Consider the following 14,183-nt stretch of genomic DNA (forward strand, 5'->3'; position numbering starts at 1 on the left):
GAAGCGGAACATCGGGTCGGATGCCAACACGTCGGTGGAGGAGAGGCACATGTCGCGCAAGATCGCAGGTTCTGCGAAGGTCTCACGACCCCGTCTCTATGCTCCCATCCCGCGCGAACGATTGTTCGCGCGTCTCGATGCGCTGAGAAGCCATCCGTGCGTATGGATTTCCGGCTCACCCGGCAGCGGCAAGTCCACTCTTGCTGCGTCCTGGCTGGATGGCGAGGGCGCACTGGCCAACGTCGCGGGGCCGGCGGTTCTCTTCTACAACCTGTCCGAACTGGTCTTTGCGGGCGCTGCGCAGGACGAAGATACGCGCTGGCTGACGGGAGACTATCTTCCGGACCTCGCAGGATTCGGACAGCGATTCTTTCGAGATCTGTTCGGCCGCCTGCCCGAAAATGCGGTCCTCGTATTCGACGATGTCCAGTTGGCAGGGGAATCCCTCATCGCACACCTGGATGTCGCGGTTTCGCAGGTTCCGCCAGGAATGAGCATCCTGCTGTTGTCCCGGGAGGATCCTCCCGTCGCGATGGCCCGTTCCATGGCCAATGGAAGCTTGGTCTGTATTCAAGGAAGAGACCTGGCATTCACGCCGGAAGAGTCGATTCGCATCGCCGCCGCCGGTGGAGTGGCTCTGCCGGAGGAGCTGCTTTCCCTGTGCGAAGGCTGGGCCGCCGGACTCGCGCTCATGATTGCGGGTTCGTTGCGCGACGGCGCTCGCTTGCCGGAGGCGGGCACCCGTTCGCGTGAACTGATCTTCGCGTACTTTGCGAAGGAGGCATTCCGCGGTCTGGCGGCGCCGGTTCAACGACTGCTCATGAGAACTTCGCTGCTGCGGGATCTCACGGCAGAAACGGCCGCGGCCCTTGCCGATGAGCCGGACGCGGGTTCTTGGCTGAACGAGCTGTATCACCGCCAGCACTTTCTGACTCGCACGGCGGGTGGCCTGGGGATCTACCGTTTTCACGATCTCTATCGGGAATTCCTTCGCGAGTTCCTCGAGGCGCACTCGTCCGACGATGAGCGGCGCAGGCTCGAATCGACAGCAGCGCAGATCTCGGAAAGCGCCGGAGACATCGAGAATGCCGTGCTTCTGTTCCATGGACTCGGACACGAGGAACAGATTCGGCGGCTGGTACTGGCCCATGCGGATGACTGGACGAGGTCGGGAAGATGGCAGACCGTGGGCCGCTGGCTTTCTCTCATTCCGGAACGGGAGGGCGAAGCCCCTTGGCTCCTGTACTGGCGCGCGGTCTGTACCCAGATTCCCGATCCGGGCGCGGCAAAGGACATGTTCATTCGCGCCTACGAAGGTCTGGAGGCAGACGGGGACCGGAAAGGCCGATTTCTGCGCGCGATCGCCATCGTCGAGCGTGCTGGCGAGCATGGAAGGCTTTCGGCAGCTCGATCGCTGGATTCTGGCACTGGAGTCCTGCCTCGATTCGCTTTCCGAAGACGACGACGACAGCCTGCGTGTGCGCGCCTGGTATGCGTTCGTGTACGCCGCGATGTGCCGCATGCCAGGACACCGGCTCATCGAACCAGGCGTAGGCTGGCTGATGGACACGCTGCGCGCTGGCCGGCTGCCCCGGACCGGCGATGCGATCACCGCGGGCGTCGCACTGGCGATGTACAGCTGCGTCAGCGCGCAAGTGGCCGTGGGCGAGGAACTCGTCAGGGTGATGCGCGATATTCCCTCCCGCGAGGACGCTCCGCCAGTGACACGATGGCTTTGGTGTATATGGCTTGGCGTGTACCACCTCTGGCGGATCGATACGAGGCGGCCAAAGCCGCCTGGGAGGAGGCGCTGGCGATCGCGCACAGTACCGGCCTGGATCTGCTGAACCTTCTTCCCCATTCCATGCTTTCACTCACCGATCTCGTCGAAGACCGCTGGGAGACGGCGGAGTGGCGGTTGAGCGAGATGCGCCGGATCTCCATTCAAGGCAGGCCTCTGGCGGAGGCGACCTATTGGATGACGGAACTGTTCCTGCGTTTCTATCGGGGCCAGACAGACAGGACGGATCAGGCGATCGAGAGAATGCTGGAGAGCACCGGGCGATGCGGCATCGTCCATATGGAGGTCATCTGCCGGACCGATGCGGCGGCGGTGCTCCTGCTCCTCAAGAAGACGGAACGGGCACGCCCCATGATCGCAGAGGCGAAGGCGCTTGTGGCTGGAACGCACGTGCACGTGGCGGATGTCCAGATACCGGCGCTCGAGGCGGTGATGGCATTCCACGACGGCGAGGTCGAGGCGGCGCGGAAGAAACTGGACGAGGCGCTTGTCAGGGAACGCATCATCGGCAGCTGCGGTTGCCTGCTGTGGATTCGATCCGGCTTCAGTGCCTTGTTCGCGGACGCGCTTGAGAGGGGAATTCATCTGGAGCTCATTCGGGACCTGGTCCGACGCTTCGAGATTCCCCCTCCGTCCCGTTCGATCTCCGTCTGGCCTTGGCCCATCCGCATTCGTGCACTGGGCACTTTCGGGATCGACTTCGACGGTGCCGCTTGGCGGCCAGACGGAAAATCTCCGCGTCGGCTCCTGGAGTTCCTGAAGATGGTGGTTGCCGAAGGAGGGTGCGGGGTCAGCAGCGATCGCCTCGTCGATCTTCTCTGGCCCGACAGCGACGGGGATGCGGCGCAAATCAATCTACGAGTGACAGTCAAGCGCCTGCGGGATTTGTTGGGGTCCTCCGATGCCATCCGGCTGTTCGACGGCAAGGTCTCGCTCAACGAGAGACTGTGCTGGCTGGACCTGCAGGCGTTCGAGGAACTTGTGACATCGATACTCGCGATCAGGCAAACCGGCGATTTCGACTGGATCGACAAAGGAGAACAATTGCTGGCCCTCTACAGGGGGCCCATGCTCGCCGGGGAGGCGGGTGCCTGGCTTGAACCTGCACGTCGAAAGCTCTTGAACCGCTTCGTCGAATCCATGCTTTCGGTCTCGCGCGGTCTGTCGGGGGCGGGCGAGATCTCCGAGTCTTGCCGCCTGCTGGACGCCGCAATTTCCAGGGAACCGGACGCCCGGAGGTTGGTGGAAGAACTGTATCGACTTCGCGACCTTACCGATCGATCGAGTCAGGGTCGTGGGCGGCCCGAGAACGCCGCCAGCACGCCCAACCCGATGAACGCCGAGCCGCTCACGTAGCGGCCGAGCGAGGCGCCGGCGCGGATCTTGGCCAGGCGAGGGGCGACGAAACCGGCGCCCAGCGCGTATGCGCTGTCGGTGCAGGCAGCGATGCCCACGAAGACAAGCCCGAGGAAGATGCCCTGGCGCATGTGATCCGTGCCCGGCGTCATGAACTGGGGCAGGAAGGCCGCGAAGAACAGCGTGGTCTTCGGATTCAGCAGCGCGACGATGAATCCGTCCCGGAAGACCTTGCCTGCCGTGGCGGCCGCCACGGTGCCTGCGGAATGGGCGGAACGCGTCCGCAGGGTGCGGATTCCGAGGTACAGGAGATACGCCGCTCCAGCGTACTTCACGATCGTGAACGCGAACGACGATACGGTGAAGAGCGCCGCGAGACCGATCGAAGCCGCGATCGCATTGCCAAAATTCCCAGCAGCCACGCCCGCCACGGATGCGATACCGTGCCGCCAGCCCTGAAGCAGGCTGCGCGTGACAATGTAGAGCACGCCCGGTCCTGGCGTGACAGCGAGAACCAGGCTCGACAGCAGAAAGGCGCCCAGCAAGGGGCCCCGGGGCAAGAGGTCGATCACGGGCCTGGCCTGCGAGTAGGGGCAACCGGTCCACTATAGCCCGCGTCATGAGGTCCGTCGATCTGCCCGGAGGCGGGGCGGTCCTGAGCGATACTCAAGGAGGGTGCCGATCGATGCGCGCCACGATGGTTCTGACGCTTGTCGCAGGGAGTGTCATTGGATTTCTGACGGGGGGCATCGCCGGCTGGGCGCTGGCGTGGGACCTCCTGGGCGAGAACGCACGGCTCTGGGCCGTATTCGGCGGGGGAGGCGCAGTGAGCGGCGGGCTCGTCGCCACGCATCTCCACGCGCGCATCGCGCCGGCGATCGGACGCAGGTTCGCGCGCGTGCTGGGTCTTGCCGTCGCGATGCCCATGCTGATCGCGGCGGCACTCATCACACGCTATCTGTTCGTCTATGCCGCCGGGTCCGTCCCGTGGTGGCCCATCGCCCTGTGTCTGCTGGTCCACGTGCTGGTGGTCACCTTGTCGTCCGTCATCGTCATGGACGTGGTCGCCCTCCTGCTGCGGAGCATCCGCTCGTTCCGGCGCCCCCTTCCTCCGGCATGGGGACGCCTGGCAGGCGGTGAGATCGCCGGGTCGATCATCGTGCTTGCATTCCTCGGGTACATGCCCGAGGACGGCTACCGGTCTCTCTGGTTCATGCTGCAGGCACCCCGCGCATGGCCATGGTACGAAGCCCGGCGCAGTCTGTTTCTCGACGTGCTCGACGGCAACGCATGCGAGGTGCTCGTGGTTCCGGCCGAGGCGAGGCAGCGGTCCGCGGACCGGACTGCGCGCGACGCGATCTCGGCCATGCTCGGCGCCCGCATCGCGGATGCGACCGGCTTGTGTGTCAACGATCACGAACTCGTCCGGCGCGCCCTGGGGGAGGACAAGCGGCAGTTCGATGAACGCGACGTCGAGTCCGTGGCGACAGCGGCCGGGGCCCGATGGATCGTGCGAAGCAACGTGGCACTCACCCGTGACGGCGGCGCGCTTTCCCTCTCCCTGTCCGCATCGAAGAAGGACTCGGGTCGCTGGATGCCCGCGGGAAATGTCACGCTCAAGCAGCTTCCCTGGTCCGACGTCGATCCGCCCGAAGTCGTGGTGTGGCGTGAACTACCGGCCGCCGTGAACCGACTCGGGCTGCCGGTCCTGGAGAGACCGGTCATTCAACGCGTACCTGCCGAACGTTCGTTTCCGGCGGGACCGGACGAACTCGCGGCGGACACCGCTTCGGCACTGGATCGTGCCGAGCGTTTGCAGCTCCTCGCTTCCTTCGTACCCCCGTTCCGAGCCGGAGGCGGCCACCTTCTGGTTGCGATCCCTGATCGCGCTGCGGAACGAGGACGGCGACGACGCCGCGGTCCGCGCATTGTCCGCCCGGGCATGGTTGCACTTGGGGCGGCGGCATTGGGCTGAAGCGCGTACGGAGGGCCGCGATGATCTCCGGACGAGAATCTTGCGAGCCCTCGCGCGCGGCGATCTGGTCGGCGCTCGCGAGCAATCGTGGAACGGGCAGGCAACGCCTGCAGATCTGGCGGACAGCATCGCCATCATCGATCTGGAGGATGCCTATGAACGCGACGTCGACGCCCATCGTCATCGATCGATGCTGCTGGCCGGCCACAGTGCGTATGCGGCGTATCTGGGCAACTTGCGGCAGAACGATTGGACGCAGCATGGCCCGGCGCTCGAGACGATCCGGAGCGAACTGGAGCGGTTGGGGGTCGCCGATTCGTGGGAAGGGATCCGCAGCCTTGCGCTGGAACTGGCTTCCAGGATCCGCTGGTTGCAGCTTCTGGACCGACTCCCCCCGACCGCGGGGGGAGTCATCGAAAGAACATTCGAAAGCGCGTGGCGGCGAAACGCGGAATCGTGGCGCCGTCGGCCAGTGGACGTGGTCTCCCGGCGAGATCTGGTCGAAGTGCTCTTTTCCGTGAATCGCGGCCTGGCCGTCCGCCGGCTGGAAATGCTCAATGACGGATCACCTCGTCCCGGGGCGGCGCTGAGCTACGCGGGGCGCAGCGAGGCCGCTCTGCGAACCCACCCGCTGATCGCTCTGGAATCGATGCGGTCCGCGCGCGATCTGGGAGACCCGGCCCCCGGCATGCTGGACACCTTCGTTCGCTATGGCGCCTTGAAGGTGACGGAAAGGCTGGTCCCGCTCGAGGACGCCTGGTCGGTCTTCGGGCTGCACGGCGCGCGCCTGCACGGCTTGCCGCTCCCTTGGCAGGACGAGCCCGTCCCGGCGCAGCAGCTCGTGGCGCGAGTGCGCTCGGCGGGCAACGATCCTGCCGCCCGGCATGCGGCCTCCCAGGCGTATGCAAGGGCCGCTGCGATGAGCCAGACGGACATCACCTTTCTCGAGAAGGCGGTGCAGTCGGGCGCAGCCGATCCCGTCGCCGGTTACGAACAAGTGCTCGAGATGGCCGGCGATCGTTACCGCGGGAGTCCTCGCCGGCGAGATGTCGAGGCATGGGTCGTGGGTGCCTGGGACGATGCGCCTCGCGAGCTGGAGTGGTTCGCGCAGCGGATCTCGGAAGGTGCCGGAGACTGGTCGACGTGGTCCCGTGCGGCCCACCGGATGATCCGGCTGAGACGCCCGCACGATGCGCGCCGGCTGCTCGAACGCTGGCCGGGCTTCTCCATGCCCGATGCGGATCCTGCGGCCGCGGCGCAAAGCGCCTACGAGGCTGCGCTCATGTTCGCCAATGCCGGCGAACTGGCGCTGGCCAGGCAGTTCAGCGAACGATCGGCCGGCATGGACGCGGGAGATTGGTACCGGCTGGAATCGGAACGGCTTCTCGGCGTTCTCGACAACGACTGGGACAGGGCAAGCGCGGCCCAGGAAGCGAAGGCGAGCGGAACCGCGTATGCCGATTCCGTTGCCTTCGCGACGTTCTACGACCTGTTGAAGGGCAATGCCGACGTGGAAGACAGGATCTTGGATGCTGCGCAGCGCGGTCGCAACGGCTGGGCGCCTCGCCTGGAGGTCGCGCGGTCGAGGCTCGAGGGAATCGATGCGCCGCAGGCGATCGGCCGGGTGAGGGCCTGGAGGATTCCCGGTATCCATCCCGAGACCGAAGCGTGGATGCGCGCCTGGATGGCGACCGAATCACTGTTGGTGGACCGCAAGCCCGCACCGGCTCTACTGGAGGAAATCCGCGTGGTGTGCGGTTCCACTGCGTTGACGGAGTATGCGATTGCGCGGGGACACGCGGCAATGCGCGAAGGCCGTCACGACGAGGCTGTCCGCGCGTTGCGTGGCATCTATCCCCTCTCGGTTTCGATGGACGTCATGTCCGAGGTGCGCGGAGCGGCGTTGCCGCCGCTCGTCTATTCCCTGGCACGCCTGGGACGGATCGAGGAAGCACGGCGGCTCGCGCACGCCCGCCTGCGCCTTGGCCGGAACGATGCCTACTACCAGATGGCCCAGGCGGTGATCGACGGGGCGGAAGGAAGGACTGCACAGGCTCTGGACCGATGGTGGGCGGCGTACACGGACTTGCCGCGCCCCATGGACGCGGGCATTCCGTCAGGGTACATGCTGCTCGAACTGCTCGAGGAGATGCACGATTGGCGAAAGGACGGGCGCTACGCCGAACTTGCGGCAGATATTGCGGTGCGAATGGCGCATGTCTGGCCGTTCGGCTGGGTCCACGCCTTCGTGGCGCGGCACGCGGCCGAACGCTCCCTCCGGGTCGAAGCCGCCGCCAAGGCGCTCTATCTCGACCGTCATTCCTTCCGGCTGGCATCCGTTCCGGCGGATGTCCTCGAAGATGCCCGCGTCTTGCTCGCGCAACGCAACCCGCTGCTTGCCCCGCGCCATTGACGCCAAAGGTGTGCGGGCCGCGATATCGCGGCGAATCAGGGGTTTGGCACCATTCCTGCAGCGAACGGCCGCACCCGACCGCCTGCAGCCGGATCGGGGCGGGGACAAGCCCCGTACTTTCCGTGAGTTGCGTGGACTGGCGTGCGCACGCGCGAGGCGGGTTTCGTCTGCCGGGGTGCGATCGCTCGCAGCGCCTGGACCGGAAGTGCCCTTTTGCGACAGGCCGTATTCCTGGCCCCCGGCCACGGGTTTCGAAGGCCGGATCAGGCGAGGCTGCAGGCTACGTTGATGGCCGTCATTGTCCCGCGGCAACCGTACCGGGATAATCCGGCCCGTTTTTTCACGCGCGACGCGCAATGAGGAGGATTCGAGCATGACCGACATCGCTGGACTGCTGGGGGCGGAGGCCGACAGTCTCATGAGCCACGTGTGCAAGGGCATTCCCAAGGAGTCCCTGCACCTGCCCGGGCCGGACTTCGTGGATCGCGTGGTCGCGTCCTCGGACCGCACACCCGCCGTCATGCGCAGTCTCCAGACCATGTTCGACCATGGCCGACTCGGCGGGACCGGCTACCTCTCGATCCTGCCCGTCGATCAGGGTATCGAGCACAGCGGCGGTGCGTCGTTCGCCAAGAACCCCATGTACTTCGATCCCGAGAACATCGTGAAGCTCGCCATGGAAGGCGGCTGCAACGCGGTGGCCTCCACACTGGGCGTGCTGGGCGCGGTCTCCCGCAAGTACGCGCACCGCATCCCGTTCATGCTCAAGTTCAATCACAACGAATTCCTCACCTATCCGAACAAGTTCGACCAGATCTGCTTTGCCAGCATCAAGCAGGCAAAGGACATGGGAGCGGTGTCGGTCGGCGCGACGATCTATTTCGGTTCGCCCGAGTCGTCGCGGCAGATCGTGGAAGTGAGCCAGGCGTTCCAAATCGCGCACGAGATGGGCCTCGCCACGGTCCTGTGGTGCTATCTGCGCAACGGCAGCTTCAAGAAGGACAAGGACTACCACGTATCGGCGGACCTGACCGGTCAGGCCAATCACCTCGGCGTCACGATCGAGGCCGACATCATCAAGCAGAAGCTCCCCGAGAACAACGGCGGCTATCTTGCGCTCAACACCAAGGAAAATCCGTACGGCAAATCCGACAAGCGCATGTATTCGGATCTCGCCACGGATCACCCGATCGACCTCACCCGCTACCAGATTGCCAATTGCTACATGGGACGCGCCGGACTCATCAATTCGGGCGGTGCATCGGGCGAGAACGACTTGGTGGAAGCAGTGAAGACTGCCGTCATCAACAAGCGGGCAGGTGGCATGGGCCTCATCTCGGGTCGCAAGGCCTTCCAGAAGCCCATGAAGGATGGCATTGGCCTGCTCAATGCAATCCAGGATGTGTACCTTTCCAAGAACGTCACGATCGCGTGATGTCTGCGGCGTGCTGCTCGCTGCTGTCATGGCGGCGAGCGGTGCGCCCGTGTCTGCCGCGGACGACGACGTGCAGCAGCGCGACCGTGTCCGGGCAGAGGTCGATGCCCTGGTCGCGGCAAACCGGCGCTGCCACAACGTGGTCCATTGCCATCTGCTGTCGATGGGGTTCGATGCTTGCGGCAATCCCACTTATCACGTAGCGTTCAACAACGTGACGAGCGTCAAGACGCAACTCGAAGCCAAGGCTGCGGAGTACACGTTCCTCGAGGAGGAAATGCGTCGGGGAAAGCCGGCTCCGGCCTCCTGTCCGGCGCCCGGATTGCCGAAGGCGGCTTGCCACCGCAACCAGTGCGCCGTCGGTGCGCTGAACGATTGAGCGAGAGGACGCAGCAGTGTCGGCACGAACATTCCCCGTCACCGCACGATGGCGATTCGGCGGGTCGATCGCGATGTGCGCGATTGCCGCAGCCACGGTGGCGGAAGACGACCTTCAGGCACTCGGGCGGCTCAACAAGGAAATCGCCCAGGCCATCGGTGATCCGGCGTGCGGCAATGTTGCCATCTGCCGCGTCCTGCCCATCGGCCACGATCCCTGCGGCAATCCTTCCCGCTGGGTCGTCTACAACAACGCTCCCGGATTGAAGGAGATCGTGGAGACCAAGGGCGCCGAGATCACCTTCATCGAAGAAGAAATGCGGCGGGGACAGACGCGTCCGAAGGATTGCGCTCCCGCCACGAAGCCCAAGCTGGCGTGCGTCAACGGACGCTGCGTGCTGGGCGATACCAGTTACTGACACGGCCGTCCGGACTTCGCCCTCCCCCTCCGTCCCGCGCGCCGCAAACATCCGGTCCCCCTATGCCCTCCATCTCATCCAAGCCCCGCGTCAGGAAACTCGTCCCCAGTCTGGGCGTGTCGGACATGCAGCGTTCGCTTGCGTTCTACAGCGACTACTTCGGATTCGAGGTGGTGGATTCCTTCGAGAACGAGGATGGCGAAACGTTGTGGTGCTGGCTTCGTGCGGGCGTGGGCGAACTCATGTTGCAGCAACTGGACAATGATCAGCAGATCACGCTTCATCCGGCCATCGGACAGAGCTGGGTGCTCTATCTTCGTCCGGACGACATCGTCGCCACGCATGAGCGTTTGCGCACTGCAGGGCTGGAGGTCTCGGAGATCGAGATGACGGCGTACGGGTCGCGCGAGTGCTTCGTGACGGATCCCGACGGATACGAACTGTGGCTGTCCGAGCCGGAACAGGGTCTGGGCCCCGATGACGAAGAAGACGACGAAGGCGAATCCGAAGAAGATGACGAGGACGACGAGCCGGAAGAGCGCACCACCCGGCGTTCGTCGCTCCACTGATCCGGCGCCCTCGGTCTCGCGCCGCTCGACTGCACGGCGGGCGGCGGCCGAAGGGCCTGCGCTCACCCGCTCGGAGGCCATGCTGCTTGCAGCATTCGACCTCTTCGCAGCCCGCAATTTCGCCGCCGTATCCATCAAGGACATCGGCGCCGCCATCCAGGCCAACACGGCGCTCATCTACTACTACTTCGGCAGCAAGGAAGAGCTCTTTCGCGCGACCATCGAGCACGCGGTCGACCGGGCGTTCCAGCATTTCAGGCTCCTGCGCGAAAGCCGCACGACACCGCCGGAGATCATCGCAGGCTGGCTCGAGAACCACGTGATGCTGAGCGACCTGATTCGAAAGCTCGTCAAGATCGGGCTGGACTACGCGGGTTCGGACAGCCGGGTGGCGAGCATCGACCGCAGCATCCGCCGATTCTACGATGACGAAGCGGCCGCAGTGAGCGAGGCGATCAGGAGCGGCATCCGTCAGGGGCTGTTTCGCGAGACCGACACCGATCGCCTTGCCACCTTCATCTCGACGCATCTCGACGGCGTGATGGTCCGCTCCATGATCTTCCCGGAATTCGATGTCGCGCTGGCGGTGGCGGATCTTCAGGCGCGCGTCCTGGGAGCACCTGGATTACCGTCCCACTGGCTGATCCGGATCCGATCGCCTCGGATGGGAGCGGTCAGGCACCCGCGTGCTACGGTGCGGGACGCCTCAGCGCCCGGGCCACACCGTCATGGACCTTTCGGTGTCGATGCGGTAGTCCGTGCAGCGCAGATCCTGCAGCCGAGCCCCCGCGAGCCGCGCGCTTTCGACGGGCGACAAGGGATCCCGTGCCACCTCACCGCGCCGGTTGCCGATGCCGCGCACGACGGCGGCCAGATCGGAATGCGTGTATCGGGCGATCTCCTGCATCTGGTGGACGATGCCGAGTCCGGCTCCCGCATAGCTTTCCTCCGAACTCAGCAACAGCACGAACCGCTTGTGCAGCATGCCGTCGACCACGCGGGGCGAATCCGGATACGACGCGGCGCAGTAGCAGAACATGCGATCGAGGAATGTCTTCAGCAGACCGGACATTCCGTACCAGTAGATCGGAGTGGCGAAGGCCACGGCCTCGGCGGGAAGGAACCGGTCCAGGAAGAGCGTTCGGAAGCCGTCCGCCAGTGTGCAGTTGCCCGAGGCATCGCGACAGGTCTTGCAGTCTCGAAGGAAGCTCGTCAGATGGTCGTCCAGATGGGCGAGATCGACGATATGTCCCGCGCCGCTGGCGCCTTCGCTGAACGCCTGCAGCAGCGTTGCGCTGTTGCCCGCATGCCGCGGGCTTCCGTTCAGGGCGAGAACCCGCATGTTCGAAGGTGACGGTCAGTCGTTCAGCAGTTCGCGCAACGTCGCGTCCAGGAACTGCATCTCGTCCGGGAAGCGCCCTGGTGCTCCCGCGCAATGGCCGTAAGGAGAGCGGAAAGGGCGCAGTTCGGACCGCGGGATCATCGAGGATTCGTACAGGCTTTCCGGCAGCGTGAAGTACATGTCCTGATCGCAGGGCATGACGACCGTCCGGGCGCGAATGCTGGACAGGGCGCGGGCGAAGTTGCCTCTGTGCATGTCGTTCGCGCTCACGTCGGCCAGTTGCCAGGTCCGGAGCATCGCCAGCAGATCGTTGGCGTCGCACGCGAGATGATCTTCCTCCCACGCGGTCAGCAGCGACTCCACACTCGAGTGGCCCAGGACCTGGTAGAGGCGGGCACGGTAGAACGCGGCGGAATAGGCCCAGCCTGCATAGGCGCGGCCGAAGGCGCGCAGACCGGCCTGGGGCGGAGAGGTGTACGACCCGCCTCGGAAGGCATCGTCCGCCGTCAACGCCGCCTTCACGCCTTCGAGGAACACGTAGTTCTGCGGCCAGCACTTGGCCGCACCACAGAACGGAAGCAGCCGGTCGACGAGATCCGGGAACAGAACCGCCCACTGGAAGGCCTGGATCGCGCCCATGGACCAGCCGGTCGCCAGGGCAATCCGCCGGACGCCCAGGTGCTCGAACAGAAGGCGGTACTGGCACACGACGTTGTCGAGGATCGTCACGCTGGGAAAACCCGCGGCACCCTTGGGACCAGGGGTGTTGCTGGGCGACGACGAGACGCCATTGCCGAACATGTTCGGCACCACGATGAACCAGTGGTCGGGGTCGAGCGCCTTGCCGGGGCCGATCATCCGGGCGTTGGAGTGGTGATCGCCGGTGTAGTAAGTGGGGAAGACGATGCAGTTGTCGCGGGCAGCGTTGAGCTTTCCCCAGGTTCGAAACGCCAGGCGGGCATCCGGAAGCGTCTCCCCGTTCTGCAGGCGGAGGTCTCCCAGAGGATAGACATCGTAGTCGGCACCTGAAGTCATGATATGCATCGGAGGAACCGTCGGCGCCAGGCCGTCCGGCGTAGCGGAGACACGGTGCACTGCAGCAAGAATTCCGCCACGCCCGACGGCTCTGTCAGAAGAACTTGAGGTACCGCTTCTTCTCCCAGTCCGATACGTGGTTCAGGTAGCGCCGCCATTCATCGTTCTTGTAGTCGATCCAGGTGGCGCGCATCTCCTCGCCGAACACGGTCTCGGACAGCGGGTCGGCCCCGAACGCCGCCGTGGCTTCCTCGAGGGTCCGGGGAAGCGTTTGCACGACCAGCGCAGCGAGTTCTTCGGGGGTCTTCCGATACATGTTGTCTGTCTTGGGATCTCCCGGATCGAGCTGTTGCTCGATGCCCTCGATGCCGGCGGCAAGCACCATCGCGGCGCCGAGATAGGGATTGCACGCGCTGTCGGCGGCTCGGAGTTCCATGCGTCCGCCGGCCAGAGGAATCCGGATGGTGTTCGTGCGGTTGTTGTTTCCGTAGCAGCAGAAGACGGGCGCCCAGGTGAATCCCGACATGCTTCCCTGCTTGATGAGACGCTTGTAGCTGTTGACGGTCGGCGCGACGACCGCGCAGATCGCCGGCAGATGGCGCAGCACACCGGCGATGAACTGGTAGCCGAGCCTGGATATCCTGCATCCGCGGGGGTCGGCCGGATCGTGGAACAGGTTGGCGCCGGTGCCACGGTCGGCGAGAGACACGTTGAAATGTGCGCCGCTGCCCGCGCGGTCGGCGTAGGGTTTCGGCATGAAGGTCGCGAAGCCGCCGTGCCGGCGGGCGATCTCGTGGGCCATCATGCGGAAGAACACGAAGTTATCCGCCATGGTGAGGGCATCGAAGTAGCGGAAGTCGATCTCGAACTGACCTATGCCGTCCTCGTGATCGAAGGAGTAGACACCCCAGCCGAGTTCGTTCATCGCATCGACCAGTTCGCCGATCCATGGCTTGTTGTCGAGCAGCCGCACGGCGTCGTAGGCGGGCTTTTCCAGATGCGGTCGCGAAGACAGCGGCTCGAAGCCGCCATCCTCGGTGTCGCGCAGCACGAAGAACTCGGCCTCCATGCCCAGATTCATGCGCAGGCCCATCGCATCCAGGCGCGCGAGCTGCCGCTTGAGGATGTTGCGCGCCCCGGCCTCGAACGGCTTGCCTCTGCACCACAGATCGGAAGCGAACCAGGCGACCTCGCGGTCCCATGGAAGGATCTTGCAGGACTGCGGGTCGGGATGTGCCGCGACCTCTTCCTCGCTCACGTCCTGCGGCACGCCGTCGAGCGCGGCACCGGTGAAGAGTTCCGATCCGGACATCATCTGATCGAAGTGGTCTACCGGAACCATCTTGCACTTCGATACCCCATGCAGATCCACGTACGAAGCCATGAGGAATTTGACGCCCTTGGCGTGCAGCGCATCCGCATTCACGATGGGCGGGACGGGCTGTGCGGGAGTGGTCATT

The 14,183-nt window shown here is 64.9% G+C and carries 11 protein-coding genes; 7 read left to right on the plus strand and 4 right to left on the minus strand.

The features are described 5' to 3' along the window. Positions 1 to 49 precede the first annotated feature (49 nt). Entirely contained in the window at positions 50 to 3,157 is a 3,108-nt protein-coding gene (locus tag IPK20_18950; protein MBK8018585.1) for a hypothetical protein, read from the plus strand. Here the strand turns inward: IPK20_18950 and IPK20_18955 are convergent. Continuing rightward, on the minus strand, positions 3,088 to 3,729 hold the full coding sequence (locus IPK20_18955; GenBank protein ID MBK8018586.1) for a LysE family translocator: 642 nt from the start codon (positions 3,727 to 3,729) through the stop codon (positions 3,088 to 3,090). The genes IPK20_18950 and IPK20_18955 overlap by 70 nt on opposite strands. Positions 3,730 to 3,842: 113 nt before the next feature. Between IPK20_18955 and IPK20_18960 the strand changes: the two genes are divergently transcribed. The 6 genes from IPK20_18960 (at position 3,843) to IPK20_18985 (ending at position 10,346) form a co-directional block, all read left to right on the plus strand. After that, positions 3,843 to 5,132, plus strand: coding sequence for a hypothetical protein (locus IPK20_18960; GenBank protein MBK8018587.1), 1,290 nt, complete (start codon positions 3,843 to 3,845; stop codon positions 5,130 to 5,132). A gap of 40 nt (positions 5,133 to 5,172) precedes the next feature. Further along, positions 5,173 to 7,545 (plus strand): hypothetical protein, encoded by a 2,373-nt coding sequence (locus tag IPK20_18965; GenBank protein MBK8018588.1) that lies wholly within the window; start codon positions 5,173 to 5,175, stop codon positions 7,543 to 7,545. A gap of 373 nt (positions 7,546 to 7,918) precedes the next feature. Continuing rightward, positions 7,919 to 8,980, plus strand: a complete 1,062-nt coding sequence (locus IPK20_18970; protein MBK8018589.1) for a class I fructose-bisphosphate aldolase — start codon at positions 7,919 to 7,921, stop codon at positions 8,978 to 8,980. 10 nt (positions 8,981 to 8,990) lie between these two features. Beyond that, the gene (locus tag IPK20_18975; protein ID MBK8018590.1) at positions 8,991 to 9,359 is read left to right on the plus strand and encodes a hypothetical protein; all 369 of its coding nucleotides are present in this window, start codon (positions 8,991 to 8,993) and stop codon (positions 9,357 to 9,359) included. A gap of 16 nt (positions 9,360 to 9,375) precedes the next feature. After that, a complete protein-coding gene (locus IPK20_18980) occupies positions 9,376 to 9,777 on the plus strand; it encodes a hypothetical protein (GenBank protein ID MBK8018591.1) in 402 nt (133 codons plus the stop codon). Between the two features lie 62 nt (positions 9,778 to 9,839). Beyond that, positions 9,840 to 10,346: a VOC family protein gene (locus IPK20_18985; protein MBK8018592.1), complete on the plus strand. Its 507-nt coding sequence runs from the start codon at positions 9,840 to 9,842 to the stop codon at positions 10,344 to 10,346. 706 nt (positions 10,347 to 11,052) lie between these two features. Here IPK20_18985 and IPK20_18990 read toward each other — a convergent pair. The 3 genes from IPK20_18990 to glnT all read right to left on the minus strand — a co-directional run bounded on the left by IPK20_18990 (position 11,053) and on the right by glnT (position 14,182). Next, positions 11,053 to 11,688, minus strand: a complete 636-nt coding sequence (locus tag IPK20_18990) for a flavodoxin family protein (GenBank protein ID MBK8018593.1) — start codon at positions 11,686 to 11,688, stop codon at positions 11,053 to 11,055. 15 nt (positions 11,689 to 11,703) lie between these two features. Continuing rightward, positions 11,704 to 12,732, minus strand: coding sequence for an alpha/beta fold hydrolase (locus IPK20_18995; protein MBK8018594.1), 1,029 nt, complete (start codon positions 12,730 to 12,732; stop codon positions 11,704 to 11,706). Positions 12,733 to 12,817: 85 nt separating this feature from the next. After that, positions 12,818 to 14,182 (minus strand): type III glutamate--ammonia ligase, encoded by a 1,365-nt coding sequence (glnT, locus tag IPK20_19000; GenBank protein ID MBK8018595.1) that lies wholly within the window; start codon positions 14,180 to 14,182, stop codon positions 12,818 to 12,820. Position 14,183: the final 1 nt, after the last annotated feature.

Source organism: Betaproteobacteria bacterium (assembly GCA_016713305.1).
GTDB lineage: Bacteria > Pseudomonadota > Gammaproteobacteria > Burkholderiales.